At 68.4% G+C, this 14,257-nt stretch carries 13 protein-coding genes; 4 read left to right on the forward strand and 9 right to left on the reverse strand.

Going from position 1 to position 14,257, the window contains the following annotated elements:
* Nucleotides 1-425: 425 nt before the first annotated feature.
* Nucleotides 426-1,805 carry a cystathionine beta-synthase gene (locus ACN8HC_RS09185; protein ID WP_490074529.1) on the reverse strand — a complete coding sequence of 460 codons (1,380 nt, stop codon included), beginning with the start codon at nt 1,803-1,805 and terminating at the stop codon, nt 426-428.
* 145 nt (nt 1,806-1,950) lie between these two features.
* Between ACN8HC_RS09185 and ACN8HC_RS09190 the strand changes: the two genes are divergently transcribed.
* The 3 genes from ACN8HC_RS09190 to ACN8HC_RS09200 all read left to right on the forward strand — a co-directional run bounded on the left by ACN8HC_RS09190 (nt 1,951) and on the right by ACN8HC_RS09200 (nt 4,796).
* The gene (locus ACN8HC_RS09190; protein ID WP_490074530.1) at nt 1,951-3,027 is read left to right on the forward strand and encodes an SGNH/GDSL hydrolase family protein; all 1,077 of its coding nucleotides are present in this window, start codon (nt 1,951-1,953) and stop codon (nt 3,025-3,027) included.
* Nucleotides 3,028-3,037: 10 nt separating this feature from the next.
* On the forward strand, nt 3,038-3,454 hold the full coding sequence (locus tag ACN8HC_RS09195; protein ID WP_490074531.1) for an HIT family protein: 417 nt from the start codon (nt 3,038-3,040) through the stop codon (nt 3,452-3,454).
* A gap of 118 nt (nt 3,455-3,572) precedes the next feature.
* A complete protein-coding gene (locus ACN8HC_RS09200) occupies nt 3,573-4,796 on the forward strand; it encodes an acetyl-CoA C-acetyltransferase (RefSeq protein WP_490074532.1) in 1,224 nt (407 codons plus the stop codon).
* 73 nt (nt 4,797-4,869) lie between these two features.
* Here ACN8HC_RS09200 and ACN8HC_RS09205 read toward each other — a convergent pair whose 3' ends face one another.
* Nucleotides 4,870-6,861 (reverse strand): OPT family oligopeptide transporter, encoded by a 1,992-nt coding sequence (locus tag ACN8HC_RS09205; protein WP_490074533.1) that lies wholly within the window; start codon nt 6,859-6,861, stop codon nt 4,870-4,872.
* Between the two features lie 101 nt (nt 6,862-6,962).
* Here ACN8HC_RS09205 and ACN8HC_RS09210 point away from each other — a divergent pair, with 101 nt between their 5' ends.
* On the forward strand, nt 6,963-7,241 hold the full coding sequence (locus tag ACN8HC_RS09210) for a hypothetical protein (protein WP_490074534.1): 279 nt from the start codon (nt 6,963-6,965) through the stop codon (nt 7,239-7,241).
* Nucleotides 7,242-7,262: 21 nt separating this feature from the next.
* Here ACN8HC_RS09210 and ACN8HC_RS09215 read toward each other — a convergent pair whose 3' ends face one another.
* The 7 genes from ACN8HC_RS09215 to ACN8HC_RS09245 form a co-directional block, all read right to left on the reverse strand.
* Nucleotides 7,263-7,631 (reverse strand): VOC family protein, encoded by a 369-nt coding sequence (locus tag ACN8HC_RS09215; RefSeq protein ID WP_490074535.1) that lies wholly within the window; start codon nt 7,629-7,631, stop codon nt 7,263-7,265.
* Nucleotides 7,632-7,664: 33 nt separating this feature from the next.
* Nucleotides 7,665-8,579: a Bax inhibitor-1/YccA family protein gene (locus tag ACN8HC_RS09220; RefSeq protein WP_490074536.1), complete on the reverse strand. Its 915-nt coding sequence runs from the start codon at nt 8,577-8,579 to the stop codon at nt 7,665-7,667.
* A gap of 133 nt (nt 8,580-8,712) precedes the next feature.
* Nucleotides 8,713-10,092, reverse strand: a complete 1,380-nt coding sequence (locus ACN8HC_RS09225) for a mannitol dehydrogenase family protein (RefSeq protein WP_490074537.1) — start codon at nt 10,090-10,092, stop codon at nt 8,713-8,715.
* Nucleotides 10,093-10,096: 4 nt separating this feature from the next.
* Nucleotides 10,097-10,966, reverse strand: coding sequence for an ABC transporter permease (locus ACN8HC_RS09230; protein ID WP_490074538.1), 870 nt, complete (start codon nt 10,964-10,966; stop codon nt 10,097-10,099).
* Nucleotides 10,966-11,889, reverse strand: a complete 924-nt coding sequence (locus ACN8HC_RS09235; RefSeq protein ID WP_490074539.1) for an ABC transporter permease — start codon at nt 11,887-11,889, stop codon at nt 10,966-10,968. The genes ACN8HC_RS09230 and ACN8HC_RS09235 overlap by 1 nt, the downstream gene beginning before the upstream one ends.
* Nucleotides 11,886-13,031 carry an ABC transporter ATP-binding protein gene (locus ACN8HC_RS09240; protein ID WP_490074540.1) on the reverse strand — a complete coding sequence of 382 codons (1,146 nt, stop codon included), beginning with the start codon at nt 13,029-13,031 and terminating at the stop codon, nt 11,886-11,888. Before ACN8HC_RS09240 ends, ACN8HC_RS09235 begins: the two co-directional genes overlap by 4 nt.
* Complete coding sequence (locus tag ACN8HC_RS09245; RefSeq protein ID WP_490074541.1) at nt 13,028-14,251, reverse strand: extracellular solute-binding protein; 1,224 nt, start codon at nt 14,249-14,251, stop codon at nt 13,028-13,030. Before ACN8HC_RS09245 ends, ACN8HC_RS09240 begins: the two co-directional genes overlap by 4 nt.
* Between the last annotated feature and the right edge of the window lie 6 nt (nt 14,252-14,257).

A 14,257-nucleotide genomic window follows, 5' to 3' on the forward strand; every position in this document is an offset into this window, starting at 1 on the left:
ATGAAAAATCCGAAACATGGCTAAAAAATCGATCAAGAGCAAAAATGCTACAAAAACGATCAAAAACCAACAAACAATTGGCATCAATCACTCGACACGCTGTTGAGTTCTCAAAAAACGACCAGGCACTGGGTTTTGCACGGCATACGCCACGCATCGACCAGAACTAGCTTTCGTTGTTTTCGCTCGGCTCTTGGGCGGCAAGTCGGCGATCCGGTGGACCTCGACTCTCGCGCACTTGGCTCCGAGCGACGTTGTCAGCTTAGCAGGCTGTCGGCCGGACTCAAAATCCGACTGATCAGTCTTCAGCAGGCGGCGTGCGAAGGGCTCTCGCTCTTCGTGTCCCGCCCCGTTGGGCTGACATGAAGAACAGTAGACCACCGATCGGCGAAGTGCCAAATCGGCGTCGTTGCAACGATTCCGGGCTAGTCGACGAGCAGGCTCAACAGGTCGGCACGGGTCAGCACGCCGACGGGTTTGCCGTCCTGCACCACCATCAGCGCATCGTGCTTGCCGAGCAGGTCGCGCGCAGCCGCCACCTGCTCACCCGCCCCGATCATCGGCAGCGGCGCCTCCATGTGCCGCTCCACCGGATCGGCCAGGTGCGCCGACCCGGCATACAAGGCATCGAGGAGCTCGCGTTCGCTCACCGATCCGGCCACCTCGCCCGCCATGACGGGCGGCTCCGCCTTGACCACGGGCATCTGGGACACGGCGTATTCGCGCAGGATCTCGATGGCGTCGCGGATCGTCTCGTTCGGATGGGTGTGCACGAGGGCCGGCATGCTGCCGGACTTTGCCGCCAGGACGTCCCCGACGGTCCGCTCCTCCGCCTGGCCGGGCAGGAAGCCGTAGCTGCTCATCCACTCGTCGTCGAAGATCTTGGACAGATAACCGCGCCCCGAATCGGGCAACAACACCACGACCGTCGCCTCGGCGGGGAGCGTGGCCGCGTGGCGGAGGGCGGCGACCACCGCCATACCGCAGGAACCACCGACCAGCAGACCCTCCTCACGAGCGAGCCGACGGGTCATCGCGAACGACTCGGCGTCGCTGACGGCGATCACTTCGTCGACCACGGCCGGGTCGTAGGCGCGGGGCCACATGTCTTCGCCGACACCCTCGACCAGGTAGGGACGGCCGGTGCCGCCGGAGTAGACCGAGCCCTCGGGGTCGGCACCGATGATCCGCACCCGGCCGCCGGCCCGGTCGGCCGACACTTCGCGCAAGTAGCGGCCGGTGCCGGTGATGGTGCCCCCGGTGCCGATGCCGGCGACGAACGACGTCAGCTCGCCGTCCGTGTCGGCCCAGATCTCCGGGCCGGTCGAGTGGTAGTGCGAGTTGGGTCCCTCAGGGTTGGAGTACTGGTCAGGCTTCCAGCCGCCCGGTGTCTCGGCCGCGAGCCGGTCGGAGACGCTGTAATAGGAGTCGGGGTGCTCCGGCGAGACGGACGTGGGCGTGACGACGACCTCCGCGCCATACGCCTTGAGCACGTTGCGCTTGTCCTCGCTGACCTTGTCGGGGCACACGAAGATGCACCGGTAGCCCTTGCGTTGCGCCACCAGGGCGAGGCCGACACCGGTGTTGCCGGAGGTCGGCTCGACGATCGTGCCGCCCGGCTGCAGCGCACCCGACGCCTCGGCCGCCTCGATCATCCGCAGGGCGATGCGGTCCTTGACCGACCCTCCTGGATTGACGTATTCGACCTTGGCCAGAACCGTGCAGGCGATGCCCTCGGTGACCTTCGACAACCGCACCAAGGGCGTGCCGCCCACCAGATCGACGATGTGCTCAGCGAACTTCATGCCTCGATCGTCTCAGATGGCGGATCGGGGCGGCACGCGTCCCGTCAACTCCCCCGCGACCAGCCGGTGCCGCAATGAGAGCATTGAGCTCCACGGACGATCGAGAGCTTCCCGCGAGCGGCAGCGGAGGGTGGGTGGACCAGCGATGAGTCGGGCATCGATGGCGCGCAAGGCGGCCACCTATGTCGCGGGCAGCGCCGGCATCGGCGCCGCTGGGTTCCTCGGCGGTTGGGGCGTTCTCAAGGGAGAGGCCGCCATCGCCCGTCGCGTCGTCGGCCAGCCGTTCGACGGGGCACCCGACGACAACGGCGTGTATGGCGCCGCGCCGGGCGAACCGGTCGAACTCGTGGTCCTCGGCGACTCGACGGCCAAGGGCATGGGTGCCGACACTGCGGCACAGACCGTGGGCGCCATCGTGTCGACGGCCATCGCGGCCCTGGCCGGTCGACCGGTCCGGTTGACCAATGTCTCGGCCGTCGGCGCCACCTCACCGGACCTCGAGAGCCAGCTGGACCAGGCACTGCAGCAGGTGCCGCAGCCGGACGCCACGCTGATCATGATCGGCGCCAACGACGTCACGAGCCGGTTGTCGCAGACGGACGCTGTTGCGCACCTGGCCGAAACCGTCCGCCGGCTGCGCGACGCCGGCAGTGAAGTGGTCGTCGGGACCTGCCCCGACCTGGGCGTCATCAAACCGGTGCCGCCGCCGCTGCGTCAGCTGGCGCGCCGCTGGTCACGGCACCTCGCGGCGGCCCAGACCGTGGCTGTCGTCGAGCTCGGCGGCCGCACCGTGTCGCTGGGCGACCTGCTGGGGCACGAGTTCTCGGACAGTCCGTCGGTGATGTTCTCCAAGGACCGCTTCCACCCGTCGGCCGCCGGCTACGCACGGGCCGCGTCGGCGCTGCTGCCGAGCCTGCTCGACGCGCTCGGACAGGCTTCGCCGGACACCGGCCGCAAACCCAGCCGGCTGCGCGGGGAAGCCGTCCGCCCGGTCTCGTCGGCTGCCCGCCGCGCCGCGCGTGACCCGGGCACCGAGGTGTCGGGCACCCAGGTGAAGGGAATGGCCCGCAACGTGCGCGGTCCGTGGGCCGTGCTGCTGCGCCGACACCGGCAGCCGCTACCCGACGCCGATGCGGCCGCCGAGGGCCGCCCCCAGCAGGTCCGGGGCGACGGTGACCGTCCGGATCCGCGGACGCCCGCCGACGGGACGGCCGAGCACTAGAGTCGGCTGCATGGGCACCGGAACTGACTGCATCTTCTGCAAGATCGTCGCGGGCGAGATCCCGTCGACGAAGGTCACCGAGGACGACGACACCTACGTCTTCATGGACATCAACCCGGCGACCCGGGGACACGCGCTCGTCATACCGAGGCGGCATACGCAGGACATCACCACGATCGACCCGGCCGACCTGACCGCCGTCATGACCAAGGCACAGGAGATCGCCACGCGGGCCAAGGAGGTGTTCGCCGCGGACGGTGTGAACCTGCTCAACTGCTGCGGCTCCGCGGCGTGGCAGACGGTCTTCCACTTCCATGTGCACGTGATCCCGCGCTACGCCGACGACACGCTGATCGAGCCGTGGAAGCCCGGACAGGGCGGCGACCCGGAGGTCATCGCCGCTGCCGCCGAAGCGCTCCGCGGCTGACCGCCGACAGCGCGCCCAGCCGGCGCCCATACACTTCCGGACACAATCGACTACTGATCAGTAACCCCTCCACCGGTGTCCCACGACCGGCGGTTCCCACCCAACACGGAGGACCTCAATGCCCGAAGCAGTCATCGTTGCCGCGGCGCGCACGCCGATCGGTCGCGCGTTCAAGGGATCGCTGAAGGACATCCGCCCCGACGACCTGAGCGTGCAGGTCATCCGGGCCGCCCTGGACCGGGTCCCCGGCCTGGACCCGCGTCTGGTCGAGGACCTCTACCTGGGCTGTGCCGAGCCGTGGGCCGAACACGGCAGCAACATGGCCCGCGTGGTCGCGGTGCTCGGCGGCTGGGACCACCTGCCCGGCGCCACGGTCAACCGGTTCTGTTCCTCCTCGGTGCAGACCACCCGGATGGCGGCGCACGCCATCAAGGCCGGCGAGGGTGACGTCTTCATCTCGGCCGGGGTGGAGTGCGTCTCCCGGTACGCCGACTTCGCCGGCGCCGGCGGCAGCAAGGCCGCCTGGCAGAACCCGAAGTTCGCCGACGCGCAGGCCCGCACCGCGCAGACCGCGAAGGACAACACGACCTGGACCGACCCCCGTGCGGACGGCCAACTGCCCGACATCTACATCGCGATGGGCCAGACGGCGGAGAATGTCGCGACCCTGCGCGGGATCAGCCGCGAGCGGCAGGACGAGTGGGGTGTCACCAGCCAGAACCGGGCCGAGAAGGCCATCGCGGACGGGTTCTTCGCCCGGGAGATCGCCCCGGTCACCCTGCCGGACGGCACCGTCGTCACCACGGACGACGGCCCCCGGCCCGGCGTCACCCTGGAAAAGGTGTCCACCCTACAGCCGGTGTTCCGGGAGAACGGCACGGTCACCGCGGGCAACTGCTGCCCCCTGAACGACGGCGCGGCAGCCCTTGTGGTGATGAGCGACACCAAGGCCAAGGAACTGGGTATCACCCCGCTGGCCCGGGTCGTGTCGACCGGTGTGTCGGCGCTGTCGCCGGAGATCATGGGGCTGGGCCCGGTCGAGGCGTCCCGGCAGGCCCTCGCGCGCGCCGGTATGACGATCGGCGACCTGGACCTCTACGAGATCAACGAGGCATTCGCCGCCCAGGTGCTGCCCTCGGCCGACGACCTGGGCATGGACCTCGACAAACTCAACGTCCACGGCGGCGCCATCGCACTGGGCCACCCGTTCGGCTCCACCGGCGCCCGCATCACCACCACCCTGCTCAACGGCCTGCAAGAGCGCGACGGCACCTTCGGCCTGGAAACCATGTGCGTCGGCGGCGGTCAAGGCATGGCGATCATCTACGAACGCCTCTCCTGAACCACTGTCGCTTCGACGTTTTCGGCCCCGGACCGCTCGCGGTCCGGGGCCGACGTCGTATGACGGGCGCGACTCAGTGCGTCTCCACCGGGATCCGATCGCGGCTGGTGGAGACCTGGCGCGTCCACTGATAGGTGCCCAGAACCAGCACGATGAAGACGAGGGCGCCGAACCACTCCGACCAGTGCAGGAAGTCGGCGCCGACGACGGCGAGCGGGTTCTCGTCACCGGTGGCCCCCACGACGGCGGCGAGGAACACTCCGAAAAGACTCTCCCCGACGATGAATCCCGTCGCGATGAGCACGCCGAGTCGCTTGACCCGATCGGGGTCGTCCGTGCGGCGGTCCGCCCAGCGGTCGTAGAGCGTGCCGATCACCGCGCCGATCGGGATCATCAGCGTCAGCGAGATCGGCAGGTACATGCCCATGCCGACCGCGAGCGGTGGCAGCCGCAAACGCCGAGTCGTCCGCGCGAGCACCTCGTCGACGAGGATCACACCTACCCCGAGCGCCGCGCCCAGGCCGATCAGGCCCCAGTCCAGTGAGTCGCCGAAGACGCCCTTGGCCAGCGAGGAGATGAGCGACGCCTGGGGGGCGGCGAGCGCGTTTTTGCCGGCGCCGGGCGCACCCAGGAATCCGAAGCTGGTGTTCATCAGCTGCATGACCGGCGGGATGACCAGTGAACCGAAGACGACTCCGATGACGAGGGCCACCTGCTGTTTCCATGGGGTGGACCCGACGAGTTGACCGGTCTTGAGGTCCTGCAGGTTGTCGTTCGAGATGGTGGCGACGCCGAAGACGATCGAGGCGGTGAACAGGGTGAACGCCACGAGCGACTCGGCCTGTGCACCACTGCCTCCGCCGTGGACGGCCTTGATCAGCAGCGCGGCGGCGAGCACGACGAGGATGCCCACTCCGGAGATCGGGCTGTTCGACGACCCGATGAGGCCGGCCATGTAGCCGCAGACCGAGGCGACCACGAGACCGATGAGCAGCACGAAGATCAGGCTCACCACGATGAGGGCGGTCAGGCTGCCCTTCAGCGCGGTGTCGTGGGCGAAACCCCACAGCAGCAACGCGATCGGGATCAACGACACGAGCACGATCGCGGCGACGATGGTGATGGGCAGGTCGCGTTCGGTGATCTCCCGGTCGTCGCCGGCCCGGCGTGCCCGGTTGGAGGTCACGGCGGCCTGGATGCCGCGCAGGATCGGTCCGATGATCTTCAGCAGCGTCCAGACGGCGGCGACCGCGATGGCGCCCGCGCCGATGAAGCGCACGTCCGTGGCGAAGACGCCGGTCACCGCATTGGTGATGTCACCGTGGCTCGGCAGGTGGCCCGCGGTCTTGATCGGCAGCAGGACGCCGAAGGAGATCAGCAACCCGATGACCATCGCGATGCCGACGGACAGTCCCACCAGATGGCCCACACCGATCAGCGCGAGCGAGAGGCTCGAGCCGACCATCGTGCCGCCTCCGCCCAGGTGGAACACCTTCTGCAGCGAGTTGCTCACCAGCTTCAACGCAGCCATCAGCGAGAACCCGGCCGCCGTCAGCGAGCCGACGACGATCACCTTGAGACCGCGACGGTTCTCCTCCACGCCTTCCGTGGTGTCGCCGACCTTGAGCACCTCCGCACCCGCGACGCCTTCCGGATAGGGCAGGTCCGAACCGGTCACCAGCGCCCGGCGCAGCGGAATCGAGTAGGCAACGCCGAGAATGCCGCCGACCACGCATACCGCCATCGTGGTCCAGTAGGGAAAGCCCTGCCACCAGCCGACGATGACCAGCCCGGGCAGCACGAAGATGATCGCCGACAGCGTGCCGGCCGCGGACGCGATCGTCTGCACGATGTTGTTCTCGACCACCGAGTGGTCTGCGAAGTAGCGCAGGATCGCCATCGAGATGACGGCGGCGGGGATCGAGGTGGCGAACGTCAGGCCCACCTTCAGACCGAGATAGACGTTGGCGGCGGTGAAGACGAGCGTGATCAGGCCACCGATGACAATGCCGCGAACGGTCAGCTCGCGAGCGACCGACCTCCCCCGGGGGCTCGCAGCGGACATGAACCGGACCTCCTTGGCCGACGGGTGATGAACCCGTCCACCGTAGACGCCGGCCGGCCGTCGCCCGAATCGAGCGAAGAGCGACGCCCTACGCTGTGCCGGTGGACGACATCGCGACCGAACTGCGTCGGGTCAGTCGGCGCTGGCACGAGCTGCCCGAGGAAGCGGCACGCGAAAATGCTTCATTCTTGCGGGAACTCGCGCAAGAGCTGGCGGATGCTACGCGGGCTGCTGCGGGGCGGGAGCGGCTCGTCATACCCGATCTCGGGAGCGCGACGCTGCTCGACCAGCTCGCGGTCATGGTGTATGACGCGAGCCGCGCGGGTCTCGACGACCAGGTGTTGCGCGGGCTGATCCGCGTGCGGCGAGCGCTCCCCTGAGCGCGCTGCGCCGTCCTGCGGTCAGCGCGCGCGGTGCTCGACCAGGCCGACGGTGTTGCCCTCGGAGTCCTCGATGAACGCGTGCCACTCGTCGGTGCCGGCCGGCCCCAGCGTGTCGTCGTCATGCGCGAAGATCACGTGCGGTTCGGTGACCACGACCGTGCCCGCTGCGCGCAGCCGTTCCACCGTGGCCTCGATGTCGGCCACCTGCAGGTAGAGGTAGGCGCTCGGAGCCACCCGGTCCAGCAACAGCCGGGTGCCGCCGAGGTCGAAGAACACCAGACCCGGAGGGTCGAAACTCGCCAGCGGCCCCGCACCGAGCAACTCGGTGTAGAAGGCGGTTGCGCGGTGCAGGTCCGTGGCGCGCTGGGCGACCTGGCTCAGTCTCATCGGGAACTGGTCTGCCGTGACCCGGCCCTGGCCTTACCGGCTCTGGATGCGGGCGAAGAGCCGCAGCAGCTCGATGTAGAGCCAGACCACCGTAACGAGCAGGCCGTGCGCCATCAGCCACGAGTACTTCTCCGGCAGACGCGCCTCGACGCCCCGCTGGATGGAGTCGAAGTCCACAGCCAGCGAGTATGACGCGAGACCGACCGCGACCACGCTGATGATGATGCCGAGGGTGCTGTTGCCGCCGACGCCGAACGGGCTGCTGACCGCGCCGGTCCAGACGAGCGCGACGTTGACCAAGGCGAACAGCATGTAGCCCATCGCCATCATGAAGAAGATCTTGCGGGAGCGCTCGGTGACCCGGATCAGCCCGAAGCGCCAGCCGGCGAACATGCCGACGAAGACGCAGAGGGTGGCGAGCACCGCCTCGGCGACGATCCCGGGGTAGACGGTGTTGAAGAATCCGCTGGCGGCGCCGACGAACAGTCCCTCGCAGACGGCATACAGCATGATCAGCGGCACCGAGATGGTGCGCTTGAAGGCGATCACGAAGCCGATCGCCAGGCCGACGAACATGCCGCCGAGCCACAGGGCCATGCCGGCGCCCTGGTTCTCCTTGCCCACGAACCAGCCGACGGCCGCGAAGACCAGCATGATGCCGAACAGGCAGAGCGACTTGGTGACGACGTCGTCCAGCGTCATCCGGCCGGACTGGGTCGCTGTGGCGGCGGGTGCGCCGTACATCTTCTCCAGGTCGGGCGCCGACTGGCCGAACTGGCCCTGCGGGTAACCCTGCTGCGGGTAGCCCTGCTGCGGTCCGGGGTAGCCGTAGCGCGCCTGCTGCTGTTGCTCCGGCGTGCTGAACTGGCCGTACTGCGGCTGGGCGCCGGTCAGGCGGCCCTTGGAGAGGTCGTCGTTGAACCGGTTGAACACCGGATTGGATGCCATGGCGGTCCCTTACGTTGTGTCGACAAGTGTGACTGGTGGTGCCTGCCCGAAGTGTAGGCCCGATCAGTACATCCGTCTCAACGCGCGCAGACGCCCCTGGTGTTCCGGCTGTGTGGCGCCGGTGCGGGCGCGGTCAGACTCGTCGCAGCAGCTCCGCCGCCGCCGCGCGAACCGCTTCCCGGAACCGTTCGTCAGCCGCGATCTCCGGATCGAAGATCTGCCGGATACCGAACATCCGGTCCACCAGCCCTCCCTCGGGTCCGGCGGCGTGCTCCCGTAGGACCGGCGCCAGCGGGTCGTGCAGCGGCAGCCGGTCACCGACCGTGTCCAGACCACGTCGCACGTAGACCATCCAGGCCGCGACCGCGAGCGCGCAATGTTCCGGCACCACCCGTGCCCGGAGCCGGTCCCGAGCCGTGCCGAGCAGCCGGATCGGCAGTTTCTGCGACCCGTCCATCGCGACCTGCACCGTGGTGTGCCGGAGGTGCGGGTTCGCGAACCGGTCGAGGATCTGGTCGCCATACGCAGCCAGATCCAGGCCGGGCGGTGCCTCCAGTGTCGGGATGGCGTCCTCCCGCTGCAGGGCACGCGCCGCTGCGGCGAGGCGGTCGTCGGCGACGGCTTCGGCGATCGTGCGGTGGCCGTGTAGTGCGCCGAGATAGGCGAGCAGCGAGTGGGTGCCGTTGAGCAGCCGCAGCTTGGCCTTCTCGTATGGCGCGACGTCCCGCACCAGGGTCGCGCCCGCCTGCTCCCAGGCCGGCCGGTCGGCGGCGAACCAGTCCTCGATCACCCACTGCCCGAACGGCTCGGCGACCACCAGGCCCTCGTCGCGCAGCTGCAGCAGTTCCGCCGCCTCGGCCCGGTCCCGATCGGTGGTGGCGGGCACGATGCGGTCGACCATGGTGGAGGGGAAGGTGACGCACTGGCGCAGCCAGGCGCCGAACTCGTCGTCTTCCGCGGCGTCGGTGACGTCGTGCACGAGCCGACGCAGCTGGGCGCCGTTGCCGGGCAGGTTGTCGCAGCTGACGACGCTGATCGGCTCCGCGCCGGCCCGGAAGCGGGACACCAGTCCGGCGGCGAGCAGGCCGATCGCCGAACCGGCGCGGGTGTAGCCCTTCTCGGTGATGGTGAGGCTCACCACGTGGACGTCGGGCGCGGCGATCGCTGCGAGCGCGGTGCTCGGTGGGTCGCCGCCACTGACAACCTGTCGGATGCCGCCCACCACGTGCAGGCTCGATCGCTCGGCCGACTTGGTGAGCACGCCATACAGGCCGTCCTGCGGCGCCAGCTGCTTCACCACGGTGGCGGATCGCCCGGTGACCGCGAACTCACCCCACCGGTCGTCGCCCGTCGCGGCGCCGGCCTGCTCGGTGTAGACGGCTTGGTGGGCGCGATGGAAGGCGCCGATCCCGAGGTGCACCAGCCCGATCGAGAGGCTTCGCGGGTCGACGCGTGGAACACTGACGGCGCCACTGCCGGATGCCGGCACGGTGGCCAGGGCGAGACGGTCCACCGGCTCAGTCCTTGGCGTCGTCGACGCGGGCCACCAGCTGGGTCGGGTTGACGAACCGCAGGGCGATCACCAGGAGCACCAGCATGGCGAGCATGTAGATCACTGCCATCGCGTCCACCGACTGCTGCGCGCGGATGCCGGCACCGGTCATCGCGGTGAAGAGCGCCACCACCAGGGTGTTGGAGCTCGAGTCCGAGGTGAGGAACGTCAGCTCGAACATCCCGACGGTGCGGACGAGCACCAGGACCGCCGACGCGAGGATCCCGGGGATCAGCAGCGGGGCGAGGATGCGCAGGAACAGTTTGGCCATCGACGCACCGCACATCCGGGCGGCTGCCTCGATCGACGGGTTGATCTGCTCGATGAAGGGCGTCATGGTCAGCACCACGAACGGCACCGACGGCACGAGATTGGCCAGGATGACTCCGGTCAGGCCCGGCGCCAGGTGGTAGTAGTCGAGCAGGGTGGCCAACGGGATGCCATAGGTGATCGGCGGCATCATGATCGGCAGCAGGAAGAGCAACAGGACGAACTTCGACCCGGGGAATTTCTTCCGCGCCAGCACGTACGACGCGGGAACCCCGATGAGCACCGAGACCGCCACGACAACGATCGCCACGGCCAGGGTGGTGATCACCACTTGGGTCAATCCGTATTGCGACCAGGCGTTTCCGTACCACGACCCCGTGTAGCTGGTCGGCAGCCAGCTGTCGAACCACTGGCCGGCGAACGAGTTGACGACGACCGAGGCGATCACCCCGAACAGCAGGACGAGGAAGATCGCCATACCGCCCCAGGTGAGGAAGGCGCCCGGAGTCGCGACGATGCGGCGGCGACGTGCGGTCACGGGCGCGCCGTTGACGAGGGTGCTCATCAGCCCTTCCCTCCCGTGGAGCCCTTGTACATGGTGGAGCGCAGCATCAGCACGATTCCGATCACGATCAGCTCGGCGACGCCCATGACGATGGCGGAGGCCGAGGCGAGCGGGTAGTTGAACATCTGGCCCCACGCGTTGTACGCGACGTAGGCGATGACCCGCGTCGACCCGGACGGGTCACCGACCAGGATCGCCGAGGGGAACACGCTGAACGCGAGCACGAAGGTCAGGCAGAACGTCGTCGCCAGTCCTGGTGCGAGCAGCGGCATGATGACCCGGCGGAAGCGCTGCTTCCAGTCGGCGCCGAGCGTCTTGGCCGCGGCCTCCAGCGAGGGGTCGATCCCGGAGATGTAGGACAGGATCAGCAGGAAGGCGAACGGGAAGCCGGAGATGATCAACGACCAGAGCACGCCCCAGTAGTTCTGCACGAGCTGCACCGGCCCGAGGCCGAACAGGTCGAGGAACCGGTTGAACCAGCCCTTGGGGCCGAAGAAGTTCAGCAGCCCCTCCGCGGTCAGCACGGTGCCCAGTGTGATGGGGACGACGAGAATCGTTGTCAGCAGCCGCTTTCCGCGGAAGTTGCGCCGCATGAAGTAGGCCAGCGGGATCGACGCCACGACGTTGACGACCGCTGCCGGGAGCGCCAGCTTGAGGGTGATCCACAGTGACTGCCAGCCGCGCATCTCGGGGTCGGTGAAGAACGCCCGGTAGGCACCGAACACACCTCCGTGCGTGGGGTGCAGCGACAGGTTGAGCCCGTAGAGGAACGGATAGACGAACAACACGAGGACGAACAGCAGCCCGGGCACCAGCAGCCACAGCGTCCGGTCGATGCCGCGCTCGGCGAGGCGGTGCACCAACGACGGCTTGGAGGGCGTCCCGCCGTCGGAGGTATGACGCGGCGCGTCCAGGACCGTCATGAGGCGAGACCCGCCGCTTCGAGGTTCCCGGGCGCCTCGGCGCCGTTCGATCCGGAGCCGGTCTCCGCGGTCGGGAAGACCAGGATCCGGTGTGCGTCGGCAGTCAGCCGGACCCGATCGCCGGCCGACGGCTGCTCGGGGGTGCGGACATGGACCGCCTCCCCGGTGCGGAGGTGGGCCTCGACGGCGAACTCGCGGCCTTGGTATTCGACCACGTCGACCGTGCCCGCCAGGCCGAGCGCTGGCGCGGGGGACGGCGCTCCGAGCGTCAGGTCCTCGGGCCGGATGCCGACCCGCACCCGGTCACCGACCGTCAGCGGTCCGGCCGCGACGCCATGGGCGCTTGTCCCGAGCATCGCGACCGTCACCCGGTCACCGTCAACGCGCTCCACCACGCCGTCGAACAGGTTGCGGTAACCCATGAAGTCGGCCACGTGCGCGTTGGTCGGCGTCTCGTGCAGCTGCTGTGGGGTGCCGACCTGCTGGACCTCCCCGAGCCGCAGCACGACGAGGCGGTCCGCGAGGGAGAGTGCCTCCTCCTGATCGTGCGTGACGTAGATGGTGGTCAGACCGAGCGACTGGTGCAGGCGGCGGATCTCGGTGCGCATCTCCAGGCGGAGCTTGGCGTCGAGGTTGGAGAGCGGCTCGTCCATCAGCACCAGCGGCGGCCGGAGGACGACGGCGCGGGCGATGGCGACCCGCTGCTGCTGACCACCCGAGAGCTGACCCGGCAACTTGCTGGCGTGTGGCCCCAGCTGCACGAGCTCGATCGCCTCGGCCACCCGGCGCTTGATCTCGGCGCGTGGCACCTTGCGCATCTGCAGGCCGAACGCGATGTTCTTCTGCACCGACAGGTGCGGGAAGAGCGCGTAGTTCTGGAAGACCATCCCGAAACCGCGCTTCTCCGGCGGCAGCTGGTCCACCTGCTGGTCGTCGAGCATGATGCGGCCGGCGGTCAGTGGCAGCAGTCCGGCGATGCAGTTGAGCGCGGTCGACTTGCCGCAGCCCGACGGTCCCAGCAGGGCGATGAACTCGCCGCGCTCGATCGTCAGGTCGAGACCGTTCAGCGCCGTCTGTCCGGCGAAACTGCGCGTCAGGCCCTCCAGCCGGAGGGTGCTGAAGTCCTCCTTGAGGTCGGTCACTGGCTCGCCGCCTTCCCGCCACCGACCTTCTGGTCCCACATGCTGAAGGCCTTGACCAGCTTCTGGGCGTCGATCGGGGTCACCACCGGGTGCGACTTCATCAGCTGCGCGTACTCCGGGCGGCCGTACTCCTTGATGACCTGCTGGCTCGTCGCCGGTGCCATGTCGATGGTGACGCCCTTGACGGCAGGTCCCGGATAGAAGTAGCCGTCGTCATACGTCTTGGCCTGTTGCTTCTGGGTCAGCGCGTAGTTGAGCACCTGCAGGATCGCCGACATCTTGTCCGCCGAAACACCTTTGGGCACAGCGGCATACTGCGCGTCGGACACCCAGCTGAAGCCGTCGAGCGCCGTCACCTTGAAGTTCTTCGGAACCTGGTTGAGGGCGCGCGGGTTGATGTCCCAGCCGGTCGTGGTGAGCGCCATGTCCCATGCGCCGGTCTTCAGGTTGTTCATCGTGACGCTGGTGCCGGTCGGGTAGGTCTTGATGTATTTGCCGATGTCCTGCAGGTACTTCCAGGTCTTCGGCCAGCCGTTCACCGGGTCCTTGGGGTCCTTGTCCTTCAAGATGTAGGGCAGTCCCATCAGCCAGGTGCGACCCGGTCCGGAGTTGGCCGGCTGGGCGTAGCCGAACTTGCCCGGGTGTGCCTTGGCCCAGGCGAGCAGTTGCGCCGCGGTCGTGGGCGGGTTCTTGACGGTGGCCGGGTTGTACTCCAGTAGCGGACCGGACGGGTAGTAGACCAGCTCCACCGCCTGGTCCTGGGCCAGCTTCTGCATGTTGGCGGCCGGCTTCTGGTAGTTGGCCATGTTGGACAGCCGGTCCGAGAACGTCTTCATGTTGACGAAGAGCCCCTGCTGGATGCCGGCCGACAGGCCGTCGGTGCCGGTGAGCACCAGGTCGATGTGCAGGTTGCCGGCGTCCTGCTGCGCCTTCACCTTGCCGGCCATGTCCGGTGCGCCGGCCGTCTGCCAGGTGACCTTGGAGATGATGTCGGGGTGCGCCTTGGCGAACGACGCGAAGATCGCTCCGGTCAGCTGCTTGTTGCCCGCGACGTCCAGAATGTTGAGCGTGACGGCCTTCGACGGCTTGGTGGGAACGGCCGAGGCGCTGAGCGCCTTCGACGGATCGGAGCCACCGCCTCCCGGAGTTCCGCAGGCGGCCATGGCGAGGCCGGCGGCGGCGACCGCGGCGACTGTTCCGACTTTCGTGGTGAAACGCATGGGGGT

The sequence above is a fragment of the Flexivirga sp. YIM B11880 genome, assembly GCF_058148645.1.